Raw genomic sequence first — 19,862 nt, 5'->3', positions numbered from 1 at the left:
CCTGGAAGGTAACGCGGCCATTACGGCCGGCTACCTTAACTCAGGAACAGGGCAAAAATGCAAGGTCATTTCTTGACGGGAGTGATCTCAAGGATGGTGCCGTTGGTGGTCTTGAGCAGGACGAATTTATCGCCCACCCGCGCCCACTGGCTGTCTTCTTCAGGCTGCTTGAGGCCGCGTTTTTTCCAGTCGCTGACGGCTGATTCCTTGCGCATCAACATATCCGGCGCGCGGTCGCCCTCTTTCAAGTCACGGGCGTTGATAGTCGAAGGCTGCACGGTTTCCTGGGGGGTATCACCGGCTTGCACGACAAAGCTGGCGGTGGACAGGCTGGCGGCAACCAACAGGCAGGCGATTAGGGACTTGGACTTCATGGGTGCTCCTTCAATTAATGGCGCTTACCCAGGTTCGGACCGCTGGCGCGTCTGATCATTCAATCAAGCCTTGCCTCGGAGTGAGCTAGGCAACTGCCACAGGTGTGCCTTGATGGAACACCATCCGCCACTGCCCTTCTTCTACTCGCCATACCGAGCTGCGCAGCGAAGCCCCACCTGCGTCCCGATGAGAGCGATAGGTCACAAGAGCCACACCTTCAGTCAGCCTTTTCACCGTGAAATCAGTTATACGGCGCGCAGAAAACACCTCATCCTGCAGTCCGGAAATCACCTCTGCCTTACTGCCCCATACATTTCCACTGGCACCAAACTCAACAAAATCATCCGCCAACAGCTGCGCCAACCGGGCCGCATTCGAACGGGTAGCCGTTTGCTGTAGCTCCTGTTCAAGCTCAAACAAGTGCGCGCCTAAATCCATTTCATTGCCTCCATGAAATAAATCCTGTAATTTTTCATGAAATTTATCGAAATAAATTTCATGACTCCACAAGAAGAACTCGCCACCCTGGCCGCACTGATCCACGACCTGCGCAAGCACAAGAAGCTCACCCTCGCCCAGCTCGCGCAAAAAATCGAGCGTTCCGTGGGTTTCCTGTCCCAGGTCGAACGCGGTCTGTCACGCCCGACCGTGGCCGATTTGACCGCCATCAGCCATGCCCTCGACGTCCCCACCACGTACTTCTACAGCCAACCTAAACCCAAGGCGGTGGACTGGATCACCCGGCCCAACGAGCGGCGCACGGTGTATTACGCCAATGGCATCACCGACATCCTCGTCTCGCCAAGCATGAACGGCGCCTTTTCGATGCTCGACAGTCTGTTGGCTCCCGGCGCCAACAGCGGTGAACAAACCATGAGCGACCGCGCCGAGCAGGCCGGTTTTGTACTGGAGGGCGAATTGACGCTGTGGGTCGAAGGTGAGACCGATCCGGTCACCCTCGGCCCCGGCGACAGCTTCCACCTGGCCAGCTTCGCCCATTGCCGCTACGCCAATCTGACCGACCTGCCCGCCCGCGTGTTGTGGGTTTACAACTAGGAGCTGCACCCGTGAAAAGCCATGCCACCACGTTACTGGCCGAAGTACGGACCTTTCGCCAGAACCATCCCGACGTGCGGTACGTAGACCTGATCGCCTTGGACATTCCAGGGCACTTCTACGGCAAGCGTTACCCCATCGAGATGCTGGAAAAAGTCGCCGCCGGCAGCCCGCTGAAGCTGCCGCAGAACGCCGTGCTGCTGGGGGTTCAGGGAGGGCTGTTCAAGATTGGTGACTATTGCTTCAACGACGGCGACCCGGATGCCAACCGCCGTCTGGTGCCGGGCACGCTCAAGCCGGTGAGCTGGGAGTCGCAGCCGCTGGGCCAGATGCTGATCACCTCAGACGGCACCGAAGCCCCCATCGAATTCGAACCCCGTGAAGTGCTGGCGAGGGTGCTGGAACGCCTGCAAGACAAGGGCATTCACCCGGTGGTAGCGTTCGAGTTGGAGTTCTACCTGTTCGATAAGAAACTCGACAATGGCCTGCCGCAATGCGCCCGCGACCCACTGAGTGATGACCCTGACGACCAACCCAACCTGCATATCGAACGGCTGTCACGCTTCAGCGAAGTGCTCGACGACATGGCGCAATCCGCCAAGGACCAAGGCATCGACATCACAGTGATCACCGCCGAAATCGGCCCCGGCCAGTTCGAAATCAACTTCGGTCACCTCGACGACGGTATGCGCGCCGCCGACTGGGCCGCCCTGTTCTGTCGCAGCACCCGCGGCGTAGCGCTCAAGCACGGTTACCGTGCGAGCTTCATGGCCAAACCCTATCTTCAATTCCCCGGTAGCGGCATGCACGTGCATGTCAGCCTGTATGACGGCGCGGGCAATAATTTGCTGGCGGCGCACCAGCAACAACCGCTGCGCCACGCCGTGGCGGGTTGCCTGGAATTGCTGCCGCACTGCATGCCGATCTTTTCGCCCAACCACAACGCCTTTCGCCGCCTGGGCGGCGCGGTCAACGCGGCAACGCACGCCAGTTGGGGCTTTGAAGACCGTGATGCGTGCGTGCGCATTCCCGAGTCCGACCCGCGCAACCTGCGCATTGAGCACCGCCTAGCCAGTGCGGATGCCAACCCGTACCTGGTGCTGGCGGCGATTTTGGTGGGCTTGGAGCACGGCCTGGAAGCCAAGCGCGAACCCATCGCCCCATTGAACGAGGACCGCAACAGCGGCACCGACTTCCCCGTGGAAATGCTCGACGCCGTGCGCGCCATGCAGCATCAACCGGTATTGCGCGATAAGCTGGGCGCCGAATTTATCGACGTGTACTGCGAGAACAAACGCCAGGACCACTTGGCTTTCCAGCAGGAGATCCCTGCGCGGGAATACCGCTGGTTTCTCTGAATCTGCCCATACACCTGCATGGAATCACCGATGACCGAACAAAGCGCCCCGGCGCTCAAGGAAATCTTCAACCTCGAACGCCTGCACCACATCGCCACGGAAATGACGGCGGTGTACCCGGCGTTCGACGCCAAGGGCTTCCTCCAGCACGCCAAGTCCGGGCTGACGGAGTTGTCGGTGATGCAGCGCATGGCGCGGGTCAGCGAGAGCCTGCATGCAGTGATCCCGCTGGATTATGCGCAAACCCTCAAGCTGCTTTACGCCCTCGCCCCGCGCCTGAACAGCGCGTTCGTCAGCCTGTTCCTGCCGCACTTCGTGGCGAATTACGGGCGGGATGACTTCAAGCGCTCCATGGCTGCACTCAAATACTTCACCACCTTTGGCTCCGCCGAATTCGCCATCCGCCACTTCCTGCTGGATGACTTCCAACGCACGTTGGCGGTGATGCAGGCATGGTCGCTGGATGACAACGAACACGTGCGCCGCCTCGCCAGCGAAGGCTCGCGGCCGCGTCTGCCGTGGTCGTTCCGCCTGGCCGAAGTCCAGGCGAACCCCGAACTGTGCGCGTCAATCCTCGACAACCTCAAGGCTGACGGCAGCCTTTATGTGCGCAAGTCCGTGGCCAACCACCTCAACGACATCACCAAGGACCACCCGGAGTGGGTGCTCAGCCTGATCGAGGGCTGGAACCTGGACAACCCGCACACCGCCTGGATCGCCCGCCACGCCTTGCGCAGCCTGATCAAGCAAGGCAATACCCGGGCGCTGACGATCATGGGCGCCGGGGCCAGGGCCGAGGTGACGATCCATGACCTTAAGGTGACGCCGGCGGTGATCAACCTGGGGGAACGGATCGAGTTGTCCTTCAGCCTGGAATCTACCGCCGACACTGCGCAAAAACTGGTGGTGGATTACGCCATCGACTATGTGAAAAGTGCCGGGCACAGCGCGGCAAAGGTGTTCAAGCTCAAGGCGTTTACTCTCGGCGCGGGGGAACATCTCAGCATCCGGCGCGAGCAACATATCCGCGAGCTGACCACGCGCAGGCATTACCCCGGCAGGCATAGCGTGCACGTGTTGGTGAATGGAGAGCGGTTGGGCAGCGCGGAGTTCGAATTGCGCGCCTGACTTGGTTTCAGAAATACCGTAGATTCAATGTGGGAGCTGGCTTGCCTCTCCCACCTAGTTAATCCGGTTTCAGCTGGATTCACCGAGGAGTAACCCCTGCTCCCGCGCGCACAACTCCACCACGTAATCCCACAACACCCGCAGCCGCACTGACTTGTGCAACTCCCGCCGCGAACTGATCCAGTAGCTGCGCTGAATCCCCTCCCCCGGCAGCAACGCCACCAGCTCCGGATCAGCCGAGGCCATGAAACACGGCAACACCGCAATGCCCAACCCTGAGCGTGCCGCCTGGTGCTGGGCGATCACGCTGGTGCTGTGGAACACCACTTTGGGGTTGCGGCAGAAGCTGCTGAGGAATTTCAGCTCCTGGCTGAACAGCAGGTCGTCGACGTAATCGATCCACGCATGCACCGCAAGGTCTTCGCGCTTTTCGACCGGCGGGTTACGGTCCAGGTAGGCGCGGCTGGCGTAGAGGGCCAGGCGGTAGTCGGTGAGTTTGCGCGTGACCAATTGATCGACGCTGGGCCGTTCAAGGTGGATGCTGATTTCCGCCTCGCGGTTGAGGATGCTGACAAAGCGCGGCACGGCCACCAGCTCCACTTCCAGCCCGGGGTAGCGTTCGAACAGCCCGCCCATGCGGCTGGCCAGGAACATCACGCCCAACCCTTCGGCGACGCCCAGGCGGATCTTGCCCAAAGGCGCGGCGGAGTGGGTCAGTTCGTCCTCGGCCAGCAGCGCGACGTTTTCCATGGCTTCGGCGTGTTTGAGCAAGGCTTCGCCGGCAGGGGTCAGTTCGTAGCCCTGGGCATGCTGCACAAACAGCGCGGTGCCGAGGCTTTTCTCGATCGCCTCGATATGCCGGGCCACAGTAGCGTGCGTGGTTTTCAGGCGTTGCGCGGCGGTGAGCAGGCGGCCGCTACGCTGCAACTCGAGAAAGTACCGCAGGTCATTCCAATCGAACATGACGCCTCCATTCCGTGCCCCTGGGTCGTGCTGTTTAAAAACGCACAGCAGCTGGGTAAAAACTAACATTTTTAAGACGAAAACTAACAACTAGGATGGAACCAATAAGAAAAACAAGCGAGACCTTCAGATGCCCATTGCAACTGCTGAATACGATTACATCGTCGTAGGCGCCGGCCCCGCGGGCTGTCTGCTCGCCAATCGTCTGTCCGCCAACCCCGCTCACCGCGTGCTGCTGCTTGAAGCCGGCGGCCGCGACAATTACCCCTGGATCCATATCCCCGTCGGCTACCTGTTCTGCATCGGCAACCCGCGCACCGACTGGTGCTTCAAGACCGAAGCCCAGGAAGGCCTGCAAGGCCGTGCACTGAGCTATCCACGCGGCAAGGTGCTGGGCGGCTGCTCATCGATCAACGGCATGATCTACATGCGCGGCCAGGCCCAGGATTACGACGGCTGGGCGGCAGAAGGCAACGCCGGCTGGGCCTGGAAAGACGTGCTGCCGTTGTTCAAGCAGAGCGAAAATCATTTTGCCGGTGGCTCCGAATTCCATAGCAATGGGGGCGAGTGGCGAGTCGAACAACAGCGCCTGCACTGGCCGATCCTAGACGCCTTCCGTGACGCGGCGGCGCAAAGTGGCATCGCGCCGATCAGCGACTTCAATCAGGGCGACAACGAAGGCTGCGGCTATTTCCAGGTCAACCAGAAGGCCGGTGTGCGCTGGAACGCGGCCAAGGCATTTCTCAAGCCGATCCGTCAGCGCCCCAATCTCACCGTGCTGACCGAAGTGGAAGTAGACCGCGTGCTGCTGGAAAACGGCCGGGCCTCACAGGTGGTTGGTCGTCAGCAGGGCCAGCAGGTGAGCTGGAAGGCGCGCAAAGAGATTGTGCTGTGCGCCGGCTCCGTCGGCTCGCCGGGGATTTTGCAGCGCTCGGGAATAGGGCCTTCCAGCGTGCTCAAGCCGCTGGGCATCGACGTGCTGCATGAACTGCCGGGCGTGGGCGGTAACCTGCAGGATCACCTGCAATTACGGCTGATCTACAAGCTGGAAAACGCCCGCACCCTCAACCAGATCGCTGGCACCGTATGGGGCAAGATGGGCATGGGCCTGCGCTACCTGTACGACCGCAGCGGCCCACTGTCGATGGCGCCCAGCCAGCTCGGCGCATTTGCCCGCTCGGGGCCGGAGCAAACCTCGGCCAACCTTGAATACCATGTGCAACCGCTGTCGCTTGAGCGCTTTGGCGAACCGCTGCACGCGTTCCCGGCGTTTACCGCGTCGGTCTGCGACCTGCGCCCGCAAAGTCGCGGACGTATCGACATTCGCTCGGCCAACCCGGCGGACGCACCGCTGATCCGCCCTAACTACCTCAGCCATCCGCAAGATTTGCGCGTGGCCGCCGATGCCATCCGCCTGACGCGTCGCATCGTCGCAGCCCCGGCCCTGAGCCAATTCAAGCCAGTGGAATACCTGCCGGGCGATTCACTGCAAACCGAGGACGAACTGCACGAAGCCGCCGCGCGCATCGGCACGACTATCTTCCACCCGGTTGGCACCTGTCGCATGGGCAGCGATAAAGACGCGGTGGTCGATGCCCAGCTGCGCGTGCATGGCGTGCCTGGATTGCGCATTGCCGATGCGTCGATCATGCCGCGCATTACGTCCGGCAACACCTGTTCACCTACGCTGATGATCGCGGAGAAGGCCGCTCAGCTGATCCTTTCGCCGAATACAAGGAGTCTCGCCCCGGAGAAAGAACTGGTTCATGCAATCTGAATAGCGGCGCTGAAACTGGCGCCGACAGTGGAACAACAATAAATAATCACTGTGAGGGCTACCCGATGTCAGAACGTGCTCAACCCCTGGGCTCGGCGGTCACCACCGCCAGCACCAGCAACGACTCAAAGAAAGTCATCTTCGCCTCGTCCCTTGGGACGGTGTTCGAGTGGTATGACTTTTTCCTCTACGGCGCCCTGGCGGCGGTGATCAGCAAGCAGTTCTTTGCCGGGGTCAACGACACCACGGCGTTCATCTTTGCCTTGATGGCCTTTGCGGCCGGCTTTGTGGTGCGGCCGTTTGGTGCGTTGGTATTTGGCCGGTTGGGCGACATGATCGGGCGTAAATATACCTTCCTCGTCACCATTATTTTGATGGGCGTGGCGACCTTCTGCGTCGGGCTGCTGCCGACTTACGCCAGCATTGGCATTGCGGCACCGATCATTCTGATCGTGCTGCGCATGCTGCAAGGCCTGGCACTGGGCGGCGAATACGGCGGCGCGGCGACTTATGTGGCCGAGCATGCACCCGCCGGCAAACGTGGCTTCCACACCAGTTGGATTCAATCCACCGCGACCATCGGCTTGCTGCTGTCGCTGCTGGTGGTGCTGGCCTGCCGTTACTTTACCGGTGACCAGTTCGAAGTGTGGGGCTGGCGGATTCCGTTCCTGTTTTCCATTGTGCTGCTGGGTATTTCCACTTGGATCCGCATGAGCCTGCATGAGTCGCCGGCGTTCCTGAAAATGAAAGAGGAAGGCAAGGTCAGCAAGGCGCCGATCCGCGAGTCCTTCGGCAAATGGGAGAACCTCAAGATCGTGCTGATCGCCCTGTTCAGCATCAACGGCGGCCAGGCGGTGACCTTCTACGCGGCGCAATTCTATGTGCTGTTCTTCCTCACGCAGTTCCTGAAAATGGACCCTGCCCTGGCCAACATGCTGTTGATCATCAGCGTGGTGATCGGCGCACCGTTCTTTATCTTCTTTGGCTGGCTCTCGGACAAAGTGGGCCGCAAGCCGGTGCTGATGCTCGGCCTGCTGCTGGCCACCGTGCTGTACTTCCCGATCTTCAAGAGCCTGGCGCACTACACCAACCCGGCGATGGACCAGGCCAGTCGCCAGGCACCGATCACCGTACTGGCCGATCCGGCGACCTGCACCTTCCAGTTCGACCCGGTGGGCAAGGCGAAATTTGACAGCCCATGCGACAAGGTCAAGACCTTCCTGGTCAAGCAAGGCCTGCCCTACAGCAGCGCCGTGGCACCTGCCGGCAGCCCGGTGCAGGTAAGCGTGGGTGACGTGCGTATCGACGGGTTTGACGAAAAAGCCCTGCGTGGCGCCGTGACCCTGGCCGGCTACCCGTCTTCGGCGGATGTGGCCCAGGTCAACAAGACCATGGTGGTGGTGCTGATCGTGGCGCTGATCCTGATCGCCGCCATGTGCTACGGCCCGCTGGCAGCGCTGATGGTGGAACTGTTCCCGACGCGTATCCGCTACACCTCGATGTCGCTGCCCTACCACATCGGTAACGGCTGGTTTGGCGGGTTCCTGCCGACCGTGTCGTTTGCCCTGGTGGTGTACACCGGCGATATCTTCTACGGCCTGTGGTACCCGGTGGTGGTGACCGGGGTGAGCCTGATTGTGGGGATGATCTGCCTCAAGGAAACGCGGCACGTGGATATCGATAACAACTGATCTACAACACGCCGAAGATCCCCTGTGGGAGCGGGCTTGCTCGCGAATGCGGTGGATCAGTCACAGTTGAATTGACTGATCCACCGTCTTCGCGAGCAAGCCCACATTTGTTTTGTGCTGCCCACACAATTTGCTGTACATCCATACAGATAATGGTTGCCTGAACGCCGCTGACTAAGCATCCTGCACAGCATCAACCCGATCTGATGTGACGACCATGCGGCTGTACCTCTGTGAAAAACCCTCCCAGGCCAAGGATATTGCGGCTGTGCTCGGCGCCAGCCGGCGCGGCGATGGGTGCTGGCTGGGCAATGGGGTCACCGTCACCTGGTGCATCGGCCACCTTCTGGAAACCGCCCCGCCGGATGCCTACGACGCCAAGTACAAGCGCTGGGTGCTGGCCGACCTGCCGATCGTCCCGGAAAAATGGAAGATGCGGGTCAAGCCCAAGACCGCCAGCCAATTCAAGGCGGTCAAGCGTCTACTGGGGGAAGCGCAGGAGTTGGTAATTGCGACCGACGCCGACCGTGAAGGCGAGATGATTGCGCGCGAGCTGGTGGAGCATTGCCGCTATCGCGGGCCGATCCAGCGGCTGTGGCTGTCTGCGCTGGATGATGCCTCCATTCGCAAGGCCCTGGCGGCACTCAAGCCAGGCGCCGAGACTTTCAGCCTGTATCACTCGGCCCTGGGCCGTTCCCGCGCCGACTGGCTGATCGGCATGAACATGAGCCGTCTGTTTACATTGCTTGGGCGCCAGTCGGGTTATCAAGGCGTGCTGCCAGTTGGCCGCGTGCAAACACCGACCTTGCGCCTGGTGGTGGACCGCGACCGCAGCATCGCTGACTTCGTGCCGGTGGCTTATTGGGCCATCGATGTCGACCTGCACCATGAGCGCATGACCTTCACCGCCCAATGGCGCGCGGCCGAGGACGCCTGTGATGACCACGGCCGCTGCCTCAACCCGCAACTGGCGCGGGACGCGGCTGATGCCATGCGCAATGCCGCCACCGCACGGTTGGTGAAGTTGCGTACCGAGCGCATGCGCGAAGTGGCACCCCTGCCCTTCGACCTCGGCACCCTGCAGGAAATCTGCTCCAAGAAACTCGGGCTCGGCGCGCAGGAAACCCTGGATATCGCTCAGTCACTGTATGAGACGCACAAAGTCATCACTTATCCGCGCAGCGATTGCGGCTACCTGCCGGTGAGTCAGCACAGTGAAGCACCGAAGATCCTTGCGGCACTGGGGCGCGCCGATGCAGCGGTGGACGAGTTGATGCCGCATATCGATGCCCAGCGGCGCTCGCGGGCCTGGAACGACGCCAAGGTGAGCGCCCACCACGGCATCATTCCTACCGGCGCCGGCAAGGATGTCGGGCAACTCACCGGCAAGCATCGTGCGGTCTACACCTTGATTCGCGCACGTTACCTGGCGCAGTTTCTGCCCAACCATGAATACGATCGTACCCAGGCGGATTTTGAATGTGCCGGCCAAGCGTTGCGCGCAGTGGGCAAAGTGGTGATCGAACCGGGCTGGAAACGCGCCTTGCCCGAAGCGCTCGCGCCAGCCAAGGGGCGTGAGGCGCCAGTCCCCCAAGCGCTGCCGACATTGGTGCAGGGCCAGGATTACGCGGTGGCCAAGGTCAACCTCAAGGACTTGTGGACCCAACCGCCCAAGCCCTTTACCGAAGGCGACCTGATCAAGGCAATGAAAAACGTCGCCAAGCTGGTGGAGGACCCGCTGCTCAAGCAAAAGCTCAAGGACACTACCGGTATTGGCACCGAAGCCACCCGCGCCGGGATTATCCAGGGGCTGCTGGACCGTGGTTACCTGGTGAAGAATGGCAAGTCGCTGTCGGCTACCCCGGCGGCATTCAGCCTGATTGACGCGGTGCCACGTGCCATCGCAGATCCGGGCACCACCGCAATCTGGGAGCAGGCCCTGGATATGGTGCAAAGCGGCGAGATGAGCCTGGAGGAATTCGTCGCCAAACAAGCAGCCTGGATGAGCAAGCAAGTGGCGCGCTGCAATGGTATGCGCATGACCATCACCGGCCCGGCCAGCCCGGCGGGTCAAGGCGCCGCGCCGTGGAAAAAGAAACGCAAGAGCGCGCCACGCAAGACAACCGCCAGCCCCAAGCGAGCTAAAAAGCCGACAAATGCCGGGTAAACACTGAAAAAATCCAGCGGATGACGTTTTTCGACGGTTTTAACGCCGCTTTGGTCCTTGCTCCGGCGCGGGCCGTCTAGGATTCTGTAGGGGAGCTCGACTACCTAACAACAACACCGGAGTGGCCGTCATGAAAACCGTTGCACAACTGCTCAAAGCCAAGGACCAGAAAAACCAGGACGTCCATACCATCAAACATGACCATACCGTGTTTGAAGCACTGGTCCGGATGTCGGAGAAAAACGTCGGGGCCTTGCCGGTCGTCCAGGATGGCGCGGTGGTAGGCATCATCAGTGAACGTGATTACGCACGCAAAATCATGCTTAAGGGACTATCGTCGGTCACCACAAAAGTCCATGAGGTGATGAGCTCTCCGGTGATAACCGTCGACACCCACAAGAGCGTCGATGAATGCATGAACATCATGACCGACAGTCACCTGCGCCACTTGCCTGTAGTGGAAGAAGGCAAACTGCTGGGCCTGCTGTCCATCGGTGACTTGGTGAAAGAAGCCATTGCCGAACAGGCTGACCTGATCAAGCAGCTGGAGCAATACATCCGCGGCGAATAGGGGAACCCATGCTCGACACGCTGGAACATCAAGAGGATCACCTCGACACCCTGCACCGAGCCATGGCCGAACGGCGCTTTGTGGTGCTGACCGGTGCGGGGATCAGCACGTCGTCGGGCATCCCCGACTACCGCGACAGCGAAGGCGTGCGTCGAGGTAAAGCGCCAATGATGTATCAAGAGTTCCTTGCTACCCCGCAGGCGCGGCGCCGTTATTGGGCGCGGGCGATGCTCGGGTGGCCGAGGGTACGCATTGCGCAACCGAACAAGGCCCACCTGGCGCTGGCGACACTGCAGCATCGCGAGCGCATCAGCGGGCTGATCACACAAAACGTCGATACGCTGCATGATCAAGCCGGAAGCGATGAAGTGATCGAACTGCACGGCAGCCTGCACCGGGTGCTGTGCCTGGATTGCCTGCAGCGCAGCGAGCGTGACGTGATCCAGCACGTGATGGAAATCGAAAACCCCTACCTGGCCGGCGTCGATGCCGTGCAAGCGCCCGATGGCGACACCTTGCTGGACCCGGCGTTCGAAGAGCGCTTCCAGGTCCCCCGCTGCCCCCATTGCAACGGCGAACGCCTGAAGCCGGACGTGGTGTTTTTTGGCGAAAACGTAGCCCCACCGACAGCGTCCAAGGCAATGGCTGCGGTGGAGCATGCGGAAGGTTTGCTGGTAGTGGGTTCGTCGCTCATGGCCTATTCGGCGTTTCGTCTGTGCAAAGCGATGGTCGAGCAAGGCAAACCGGTGATCGCCATCAACCTGGGCAAGACTCGGGGGGATGAGCTGCTGCAGGTGAAGATCGAGGCGTCCTGCGAGCGTTTGTTGCCGTTGCTGGTTGAGCGGCTAGGATAGAAAGAACGCCACAAATCAAAATGTGGGAGCTGGCTTGCCAGCTCCCACAAGGGTTCGGTGTTGGATTGCCCATCGCGCCCTTACGACCCACCCCTCCAAAAAATGACGCCCAAGTCACGTTTCTCCGCATTCCCCTGCCCCCACAACAAATTATGTAGTGACCAAAAATAATCACTACATAATCGTTGACGTAACGTTTTTGTCCTTGCATTATCGAGACGTCTCCCGGATCGGGAGCGTTGGCAACAAGCGTTTTGAAAGAGCTCGTCTGACCGCCGAGCTGTTTTTTCCGGATGTGCACTGCCCACAAGGCGGATTGATGAAGCTGACCGGCCCGAGAGGATCGGTACAAGGAGCGCAAATGCTGCTTGTCTTCGTTGAGAAAGCATTGCGTAGCAGTTCATCAGCAAGACTACATGCATCAGGTTCAAGACCCTGCCCGTATTCGGCAGACAGTCGCTGACGCCCGGTATTCAAGACCGGAGACAACTAAGCAGTTTTAACGAATCAATTGATAGATCGCCAACTGGTCAAGGGGCTTACACATGAATCTGAACAACCAACCAACTATCGATGAATTGGCTGAGATGTTCGCAGCGCAAAAAGACACACTCGACGACCATATCCTGTGGATTGGCAAATCGGGCGAAGTCCAAATTGACTGCCTGGCGCCCCATACCGAAGAAGCCGAGTTCGACCGCAATAACCGTGAACTGGCGGCGCGCCTGAAGATGTACCGCCGTGGCCAAGGTTATGTGGGTAAGAAGGCTGCTGCCGATCGCAACTTTATCGAACAGGTCTTCCACACACTTAATACCGAATGGCAGAACCTCAAAGGCCAATCGCAGGTTAAAGTGATTGATAGATACTGCTGATAACACGGCCTTAAACATTTAAGCCCGCTCGTTAATTCGAGCGGGCTTTTTAATAGGTGTTTTACAACAACGCGGGTAACCGTCCCTTACCCGCCTCGTCGCAAAAGATATCAAACAGCACCTGAGCGGCCGCCGAAAGTTCATGCCCAGGCTTGGTCAGCACCCCAATCGGCCGTTCAATCACCGGATTGCTCAAGGTGATGCAATGGGCCCCCGCCTCGATCATCTGCCGCGCGCACAATGCAGGTACGGCACTGACCCCCAAACCATTCGCCACCATCTTGCCCACTGTCGCCAGTTGATGGCTCTCCAGTGCTACCGGCAACTTCATCTGCAGGGCGCCCAGGTGTTCTTCCAGCATCACCCGCACCGTCGAAGGCCGTTGCAGCGTAATGAACGGCTGCTCCAGCAGGGTTTTCCAATCGATTTCGTTGCATTGCGCCAAGACTGAGTCACCCGGCACAACCGCAATAAACCGGTCCAGGTACAGCGGCGTAAACGCCAGCGATGATCCTTCAGAGGGCTCGAATGCCACGCCCAGTTCCACTTGGCGATCGCGAACCATCTCCAGCACCTGCTCATTGATCAAGTCATGTACGGTCACATTTACCTGAGGGTAACGCGCGCGGAATATTTTCAGGATCGGCGGCAGCAAATTGCCGGCAAACGATGGCATCGCCGCCACCGTGACGCGCCCGCGCTGCAAGGTGAAGCGTTGGCGCAGTTCGTCTTCGGCGTTGTCCCAGTCGGCCATCAGTCGACGCGCCAGGGGCAACAGGGATTCGCCTTCAGGGGTCAACGCGACGTTACGCGTATTGCGGCTGAACAGGCGCCCGCCCAACCCTTCTTCCAGCCCCTTGATGGTCAGGCTCAGCGCCGATTGGGAAAGATGCAGGCGCTCGCAGGCGGCGGCAAAACTCAGGCTTTGGGCCACGGCGAGAAACGCCCTCATCTGTTTAACTGTCATGACGCAACTCCAAACGGCTGGGCGACTATGCTGTTTTTTAAATCAATCAACCTTAAAAAACAACTTAACAAATCAATCCGTCGGAGCAACACTCGGTTCATTGGCTGGCCCACAAACAATAATAGAGGTGCATATGGCAGGTTTCGATAAGCGCGTGGCGTCCTACGAGGAAGCACTGGCAGGCCTGGAAGACGGCATGACCGTCCTCTCCGGCGGTTTTGGCCTGTGTGGCATTCCGGAAAACCTCATCGCCGAGATCAAGCGCAAAGGCACCCGCGACCTGACCGTGGTTTCGAATAACTGCGGCGTCGACGGTTTTGGCCTGGGCGTGCTGCTGGAAGAAAAGCAGATCAGCAAAGTGATCGCGTCCTACGTCGGTGAAAACGCCCTGTTCGAGAAGCAATTGCTCAGCGGCGAAATCGAAGTGGTGCTGACCCCCCAAGGCACCCTGGCCGAGAAAATGCGCGCCGGCGGCGCCGGCATCCCAGCCTTCTTTACCGCAACCGGCGTCGGCACCCCGGTTGCCGAAGGCAAGGAAACCCGCGAGTTCAACGGTCGCCCGTACCTGATGGAAGAATCCATCACCGGCGACTTCGCCATCGTCAAAGGCTGGAAAGCCGACCATTTCGGCAACGTCATCTACCGCCACACCGCCCAGAACTTCAACCCCCTGGCCGCCACTGCGGGCAAGATCACCGTGGTCGAAGTCGAGGAAATCGTCGAACCGGGCGAGCTGGACCCGGCGCAGATCCACACCCCTGGCATCTACGTCGACCGGATCATCTGCGGCACGTTCGAGAAGCGCATCGAACAGCGCACCGTGCGCAAATAATCCGCCTCCAGCCCGAACAATAAGGACTCATAAAATGGCTCTTACCCGCGAACAAATGGCTCAACGCGTCGCCCGCGAAATGCAGGACGGTTTCTACGTCAACCTTGGCATCGGCATCCCGACCCTGGTGGCCAACTACATCCCCGAAGGCATGGAAGTGATGCTGCAATCGGAAAACGGCCTGCTCGGCATGGGCCCGTTTCCGACCGAAGACACCATTGATGCCGACATGATCAACGCCGGCAAGCAAACCGTCACCGCACGCATCGGTGCGTCGATCTTCTCCTCCGCCGAGTCCTTCGCGATGATTCGCGGCGGCCACGTCGACCTCACTGTGCTCGGCGCGTTTGAAGTGGACGTACAGGGCAACATCGCCTCGTGGATGATCCCCGGCAAGCTGGTCAAAGGCATGGGCGGCGCCATGGACCTGGTGGCCGGTGCAGAAAACATCATCGTGATCATGACCCACGCGTCCAAGGACGGTGAATCCAAGCTGCTCAGCCAGTGCAGCCTGCCGCTGACCGGTGCGAACTGCATCAAGCGTGTGCTGACTGACCTGGCGTACCTGGAAATCGAAAATGGCGCTTTTGTCCTCAAGGAACGCGCACCTGGCGTCAGCGTTGAAGAGATTGTGAGCAAGACCGCCGGTAAACTGATCGTCCCGGACCACGTTCCAGAAATGCACTTCCAGTGAGGACAGATCCCATGCAAGACGTCGTGATTGTTGCTGCCACCCGCACCGCCGTGGGCAGCTTCCAGGGTTCGCTGGCCAATATCCCGGCACCTGAACTGGGCGCCGCCGTGATTCGTCGTTTATTGGAACAGACCGGCTTGGACCCGGCCGAAGTGGATGAGGTGATCCTCGGTCAGGTGCTGACCGCTGGCAGCGGCCAGAACCCGGCGCGCCAGGCCTCGATCCTCGCCGGCCTGCCCCATGCGGTGCCAAGCCTGACCTTGAACAAGGTCTGCGGCTCTGGCCTCAAGGCCCTGCACCTGGGCGCCCAAGCCATCCGTTGCGGTGACGCCGAGGTCATCATTGCCGGCGGCATGGAGAACATGAGTTTGGCCCCGTACGTACTGCCTGGCGCGCGCACTGGTTTGCGCATGGGCCATGCCAAGATGATCGATAGCATGATCACCGACGGCCTGTGGGATGCGTTCAACGACTACCACATGGGCATTACCGCCGAGAATCTGGTCGATAAGTACGGCATCAGCCGTGAAGCCCAGGATGCGTTCGCCGCCGCCTCCCAGCAGAAAGCGACTGCTGCGATCGAAGCCGGCCGCTTTGTGGAGGAGATCACCCCGATCCTGATTCCCCAGCGCAAAGGCGACCCGGTAGCCTTCGCCGTAGACGAACAGCCGCGCGCCGGCACCACCGCCGAGTCCCTGGCCAAGCTCAAACCTGCTTTCAAGAAAGACGGCAGCGTCACCGCCGGCAACGCGTCCAGCCTGAATGATGGCGCCGCTGCGGTGCTGCTGATGAGTGCCGACAAGGCCCGCGCCCTCGGTCTTCCGGTCTTGGCGCGCATCGCCAGCTACGCCAACGCCGGCGTCGACCCGGCCATCATGGGCATCGGCCCAGTCTCGGCCACCCGCCGCTGCCTGGACAAAGCCGGTTGGAGCCTGGGCGACCTGGACCTGATCGAAGCCAACGAAGCCTTCGCCGCGCAATCCCTGGCGGTAGGCAAAGAGCTGGAATGGGACGCCAACAAGGTCAACGTCAACGGCGGCGCCATCGCCATCGGCCATCCGATTGGTGCCTCAGGTTGCCGCGTGCTGGTGACCCTGCTGCATGAAATGATCAAACGCGACGCCAAGAAAGGCCTGGCAACGCTGTGCATCGGCGGCGGCCAGGGCGTGGCCCTCGCTCTCGAACGCAGCTGATTGTAGTGAGCGGGCTTGTCCCGCGCTGGGCTGCGAAGCGGCCCCAAAACCTGACGCCGCGCTTTACTTGAAAAACGCGGCGGCCCTATTGGGGCTGCTTCGCACCCCAGCGCGGGACAAGCCCGCTCACTACAGGTCAGTCAGAACGCGGCACCGCAAACACCGCACTCGCCCGCGCCACCACCTTCTCCCCCACCTGCAGGCTCACCGTAGCAAACGCCATCTGTCGCCCGCGTTTGTGATGCTCCAAGCGCACCACAATCCACTCCCCCACCTGCACCGCCCCCAGGTAATCCATGGTCATGCTCGCGGTAATCAGCGGCAGTGGCGGCTCACTGGAAAACGCCATCGCGTAGCCCATGCCGACATCCGCCAGGGTCGCCAGCACGCCGCCGTGCACCGTGCCGCGCCCATTGGCGTGGCGATTGTCGGCACGCAGGGCGATTTCCAGGTGCACGCCCTCACCCCGGCAATACGCCGGGCCAAGCAGATCAAGCAAAGGGCTGCTGCGGGGCAGCGAAACGAAACCTTCGGGCACGGCGTGGGCGATCATGGCGGTCTCTTCCTTGAAGTGAAGAGTGAGATGTACGCCACGCCACACGCAGCGGCCATTACCATCAACCACGCAAATCCCCCACGATGCTTTGCGTTAATCCACCAGACCCGCTTTAATCGCCGTCAAATTCCCCCGCCCCCCCCGCAAGGAACAGCAATGCGCCATCTGGACGGCAAGCCCCATCCGCTTCGCACCGGCTTAATGATCTTGATCACCGGCCTGGCCCTGGTCGGCTGCTCGCCCAAGGACCACAACCGCGCCACGGTGATCAACGGCGAAAAAGGCCGCGCCGGCGCACAATTGGCCTACGAGCACGAGCTGAGCCTGGCCCTGCCCGGCGCCCTGCTCGCGCCGCGCATGCAGGCGACACGCGAGGCCTGCGAAACAGCGCGCTTTGGCGCGTGCAATATCCTGGGCATCACCGAAGACGGCAACGGTGGCCAGATCATCCTGCGTATCGCGCCGACGGGCGTGGAGCCGATGGTCGCGATGGCCGCTGAAGGCGGCAAACTCGGCCAACGCATCACCACCGCCGAGGACCTGGCCGATGCGGTCGCCGACGTACGCCGCCGCCAGGACCGCCTGCTGGCCCAGCAACAACGCCTGGATGAATTGGCCAAACGCAAGGACATCACGGTCAGTGACCTGATCGCCCTGAGCAAGGAACAGGCGGGTATAGAGAACGAATTGCAGGAGCTCGCCCAAGTCGCTGCCGGCCAGCAACGCCGTCTCGACACCAACCGCGTGACCCTGAACTTCCGTTCCTCTGACGGCGCGAACCAGCCGTCACGGTTCAGTCGGATGTTCAGCAACCTGGGGGACAATATGGTCGAGGGCACTGCCGACGCCCTGGAACGCTCAAGCTATGTGCTGCCGTTCGTGATCCTGGCGTTCCCAGTGGTGTGGTTGTGGGTGTGGCTGTGGCGCCGCTTTGTCAAACGCCGCACCTGATCAGCGCTTCATGCAACGCTGATACCGCTCATCCACCCGCTTGGCAAACCACGCCGTCGTCAGGTTGCGGGTGATCTTGGGACTCTTGAGCACGATGCCCGGCAGGATCGCCCGTGGCATCGGCTTGCCAGCGGCTTTGTCCGCCAGTGCAAACACGCGTTTGTAGAGGGTGGTCTCTTCAAAATCCAGTTGCTCACCCTGCTCCAGCTGGCTGCGGATGCTCGGGTTGCGCATATCCAGCTTCGCCCCCAAGGAACGCACTGCCAGCTCGGTGGTGCCGGGCAGCAATGAACCGTACCGAATCAAATCCCCATCCAGCGCCAACTCGGTGCCCGAGGCACGGCTGACGGCGGCCTGGAACGCGGCGTTGCGGCTGGCGTACCAACCGGCATTGAAGTCGGCGAAGCGGTACAGAGGCTGGTCATAGTTCACCGGGTAACCCAGCAAATGCGCGATACCGAAGTACATGCCGCCACGGCGGGTGAAGACTTCGCGGCGAATGGTGCCGTCCACCGTGTAGGGATAACCCCGTGCCTGTTTCTGTGCAAAGTCGATGCTGACCTGCATCGGGCCTGCGGTATGCACCGGGTTGAAACCACCGAATAACGTGTTGCCCAGGGGTACCATGCTGATGAAGTCATCAAAGATGCCGCTCAGGTCCCTCTCCGTGCGTGCAGCGTTCAGGCGATCGGCGTAAGTCCTGCCTGTGGGCGAGCGCAATTGAAGTGCGCTGCGCACGACAAACGCTGGCACATGGACCTTACCGGCACGTCGCAGGATTTCATCCTGGGCGATCTTGCCCATGTTCGGCACGGGCGGGTCGACTTGGTAAGTGGATTCCTGCTCGGTCACCGCCAGCACGGCGCAGATATTCTCCGTACTGGGGTAGATTTTCTGGGTGTCAAAGGCGGTGTAGATGTCCTGGGCCCAACCGTTGCGGTCCGAGACGTTAGCCGGCAGCAGGCGCACGATCTGCGCCTTCACCTCGGCCTCGCTGCGCTCCGGCTGTTGCGGGTTGCGTGTTGTAGAGCAACCGGCCAGCACCAGCAAAGTGGCAAGGCAGAGGATCAGGCGGCTTGAATACATGGGGTTTCCTTGGATGGCGGCGGGCCGGGCGTTGCAGATATCGACCGGTAAGTCTAACCAGGGTTCGCCGCCCTGGCGTGCTCGCCAGTCAATCACAAACGTGACAGGATCTGTCATCGACCATTCGTACACGGAGTTTGAATGCCATGCTCAGCCTGAACTTCTTCATCACCTGCCTGATCGTCGTGCTGATTCCCGGCACCGGCGTGATTTTTACCGTGTCCACAGGCCTCACCGCCGGCAAGCGCGCCAGTGTGTTCGCCGCGCTGGGCTGTACCGCCGGGATCATCCCTCACTTACTGGCGTCGATTCTTGGTCTGTCCGCCCTATTGCACACCAGTGCATTAGCGTTCGATATGCTGAAGTACGCGGGCGTCGCCTACCTGTTGTACGTGGCATACGCCACCTGGAGGGATCGCTCGGCGTTTGCGGTCAGCGACACCCCTACGCTTTCAAGTGCGCGAACCCTGATGTGGCGCGGCCTGTTGATGAATATTCTCAACCCCAAGCTGACCATTTTCTTCCTGGCCTTCCTGCCCCAGTTCGTCACGCCAGGCAGCACGGCCCCTGCCCTGCAAATGCTGGTGCTGAGCGCCGTTTTCATGGTGATGACGTTTGCGGTGTTCGTGATGTATGGCCTGCTGGCCAATGTGTTTCGCCGCGCAGTGATCGAGTCGCCACGGGTGCAGAACTGGTTGCGCCGCAGTTTTGCGGCGGCCTTTGCGGGGTTGGGCTTGAACCTGGCGTTTGCGCAGCGCTGATAAACAC

General features: G+C 60.7%; 20 protein-coding genes. 14 read left to right on the top strand and 6 right to left on the bottom strand.

The features are described 5' to 3' along the window. Positions 1-65 precede the first annotated feature (65 nt). Both HU722_RS11245 and HU722_RS11240 read right to left on the bottom strand, forming a co-directional pair. Positions 66-374 carry an RcnB family protein gene (locus HU722_RS11245; protein ID WP_065879977.1) on the bottom strand — a complete coding sequence of 103 codons (309 nt, stop codon included), beginning with the start codon at positions 372-374 and terminating at the stop codon, positions 66-68. A gap of 85 nt (positions 375-459) precedes the next feature. Next, positions 460-885 (bottom strand): nuclear transport factor 2 family protein, encoded by a 426-nt coding sequence (locus tag HU722_RS11240; RefSeq protein WP_225930683.1) that lies wholly within the window; start codon positions 883-885, stop codon positions 460-462. On the opposite strand from HU722_RS11240, the gene HU722_RS11235 reads away from it, so the two are divergent. From HU722_RS11235 to HU722_RS11225, 3 genes are read left to right on the top strand one after another with little or no spacing between them, the layout of a single operon-like run. Further along, positions 874-1,431, top strand: coding sequence for a helix-turn-helix domain-containing protein (locus tag HU722_RS11235; RefSeq protein ID WP_065872392.1), 558 nt, complete (start codon positions 874-876; stop codon positions 1,429-1,431). The two genes, HU722_RS11240 and HU722_RS11235, sit on opposite strands and share 12 nt — an antisense overlap. Positions 1,432-1,442: 11 nt before the next feature. Then, the gene (locus HU722_RS11230) at positions 1,443-2,789 is read left to right on the top strand and encodes a glutamine synthetase family protein (protein WP_065889282.1); all 1,347 of its coding nucleotides are present in this window, start codon (positions 1,443-1,445) and stop codon (positions 2,787-2,789) included. Positions 2,790-2,819: 30 nt separating this feature from the next. Then, positions 2,820-3,917, top strand: a complete 1,098-nt coding sequence (locus tag HU722_RS11225) for a DNA alkylation repair protein (protein WP_065889281.1) — start codon at positions 2,820-2,822, stop codon at positions 3,915-3,917. Between the two features lie 69 nt (positions 3,918-3,986). Here HU722_RS11225 and HU722_RS11220 read toward each other — a convergent pair whose 3' ends face one another. After that, positions 3,987-4,880 (bottom strand): LysR family transcriptional regulator, encoded by an 894-nt coding sequence (locus HU722_RS11220; protein WP_065872318.1) that lies wholly within the window; start codon positions 4,878-4,880, stop codon positions 3,987-3,989. 130 nt (positions 4,881-5,010) lie between these two features. On the opposite strand from HU722_RS11220, the gene HU722_RS11215 reads away from it, so the two are divergent. The 6 genes from HU722_RS11215 (at position 5,011) to HU722_RS11190 (ending at position 12,815) form a co-directional block, all read left to right on the top strand. Further along, the gene (locus HU722_RS11215; RefSeq protein WP_065872319.1) at positions 5,011-6,657 is read left to right on the top strand and encodes a GMC family oxidoreductase; all 1,647 of its coding nucleotides are present in this window, start codon (positions 5,011-5,013) and stop codon (positions 6,655-6,657) included. 65 nt (positions 6,658-6,722) lie between these two features. Beyond that, positions 6,723-8,348, top strand: a complete 1,626-nt coding sequence (locus tag HU722_RS11210) for an MFS transporter (RefSeq protein WP_065872320.1) — start codon at positions 6,723-6,725, stop codon at positions 8,346-8,348. A gap of 217 nt (positions 8,349-8,565) precedes the next feature. Then, positions 8,566-10,515 (top strand): DNA topoisomerase III, encoded by a 1,950-nt coding sequence (locus HU722_RS11205; RefSeq protein WP_065910689.1) that lies wholly within the window; start codon positions 8,566-8,568, stop codon positions 10,513-10,515. A 130-nt stretch (positions 10,516-10,645) separates the two neighbouring features. Continuing rightward, complete coding sequence (locus HU722_RS11200) at positions 10,646-11,086, top strand: CBS domain-containing protein (RefSeq protein WP_065872322.1); 441 nt, start codon at positions 10,646-10,648, stop codon at positions 11,084-11,086. Between the two features lie 8 nt (positions 11,087-11,094). Continuing rightward, positions 11,095-11,940 carry an NAD-dependent protein deacetylase gene (locus HU722_RS11195; RefSeq protein WP_065872323.1) on the top strand — a complete coding sequence of 282 codons (846 nt, stop codon included), beginning with the start codon at positions 11,095-11,097 and terminating at the stop codon, positions 11,938-11,940. A gap of 545 nt (positions 11,941-12,485) precedes the next feature. Then, positions 12,486-12,815 (top strand): hypothetical protein, encoded by a 330-nt coding sequence (locus HU722_RS11190; RefSeq protein ID WP_025854475.1) that lies wholly within the window; start codon positions 12,486-12,488, stop codon positions 12,813-12,815. Positions 12,816-12,876: 61 nt separating this feature from the next. Here HU722_RS11190 and HU722_RS11185 read toward each other — a convergent pair whose 3' ends face one another. Continuing rightward, positions 12,877-13,782 (bottom strand): LysR family transcriptional regulator, encoded by a 906-nt coding sequence (locus HU722_RS11185; protein ID WP_065872324.1) that lies wholly within the window; start codon positions 13,780-13,782, stop codon positions 12,877-12,879. A 133-nt stretch (positions 13,783-13,915) separates the two neighbouring features. Here HU722_RS11185 and HU722_RS11180 point away from each other — a divergent pair, with 133 nt between their 5' ends. The 3 genes from HU722_RS11180 to HU722_RS11170 are packed head-to-tail and all read left to right on the top strand — an operon-like array spanning position 13,916 to position 16,501. Further along, on the top strand, positions 13,916-14,614 hold the full coding sequence (locus tag HU722_RS11180; RefSeq protein WP_010211319.1) for a CoA transferase subunit A: 699 nt from the start codon (positions 13,916-13,918) through the stop codon (positions 14,612-14,614). A 34-nt stretch (positions 14,615-14,648) separates the two neighbouring features. Next, positions 14,649-15,308 (top strand): CoA transferase subunit B, encoded by a 660-nt coding sequence (locus HU722_RS11175; protein ID WP_065872325.1) that lies wholly within the window; start codon positions 14,649-14,651, stop codon positions 15,306-15,308. Positions 15,309-15,319: 11 nt separating this feature from the next. Beyond that, positions 15,320-16,501 (top strand): acetyl-CoA C-acetyltransferase, encoded by a 1,182-nt coding sequence (locus tag HU722_RS11170; RefSeq protein ID WP_186753053.1) that lies wholly within the window; start codon positions 15,320-15,322, stop codon positions 16,499-16,501. 136 nt (positions 16,502-16,637) lie between these two features. On the opposite strand, the gene HU722_RS11165 is transcribed toward HU722_RS11170, so the two are convergent. Beyond that, positions 16,638-17,054 (bottom strand): PaaI family thioesterase, encoded by a 417-nt coding sequence (locus HU722_RS11165; protein WP_065872327.1) that lies wholly within the window; start codon positions 17,052-17,054, stop codon positions 16,638-16,640. A gap of 159 nt (positions 17,055-17,213) precedes the next feature. Here HU722_RS11165 and HU722_RS11160 point away from each other — a divergent pair, with 159 nt between their 5' ends. Beyond that, the gene (locus HU722_RS11160) at positions 17,214-18,008 is read left to right on the top strand and encodes a DUF4349 domain-containing protein (protein ID WP_065872328.1); all 795 of its coding nucleotides are present in this window, start codon (positions 17,214-17,216) and stop codon (positions 18,006-18,008) included. On the opposite strand, the gene HU722_RS11155 is transcribed toward HU722_RS11160, so the two are convergent. Beyond that, the gene (locus HU722_RS11155; RefSeq protein ID WP_065872329.1) at positions 18,009-19,094 is read right to left on the bottom strand and encodes a DUF1615 domain-containing protein; all 1,086 of its coding nucleotides are present in this window, start codon (positions 19,092-19,094) and stop codon (positions 18,009-18,011) included. A 146-nt stretch (positions 19,095-19,240) separates the two neighbouring features. Here HU722_RS11155 and HU722_RS11150 point away from each other — a divergent pair, with 146 nt between their 5' ends. Beyond that, the gene (locus tag HU722_RS11150) at positions 19,241-19,855 is read left to right on the top strand and encodes a LysE family translocator (RefSeq protein ID WP_186753054.1); all 615 of its coding nucleotides are present in this window, start codon (positions 19,241-19,243) and stop codon (positions 19,853-19,855) included. Positions 19,856-19,862 lie beyond the last annotated feature (7 nt).

Origin of the sequence: Pseudomonas tritici, from assembly GCF_014268275.3 — a bacterium.
Classification (GTDB): Bacteria; Pseudomonadota; Gammaproteobacteria; order Pseudomonadales; family Pseudomonadaceae; genus Aquipseudomonas; species Aquipseudomonas tritici.
The sequence above is the reverse complement of the archived record's forward strand: the minus strand, read 5'-3'. Positions and strand labels throughout refer to the sequence as shown.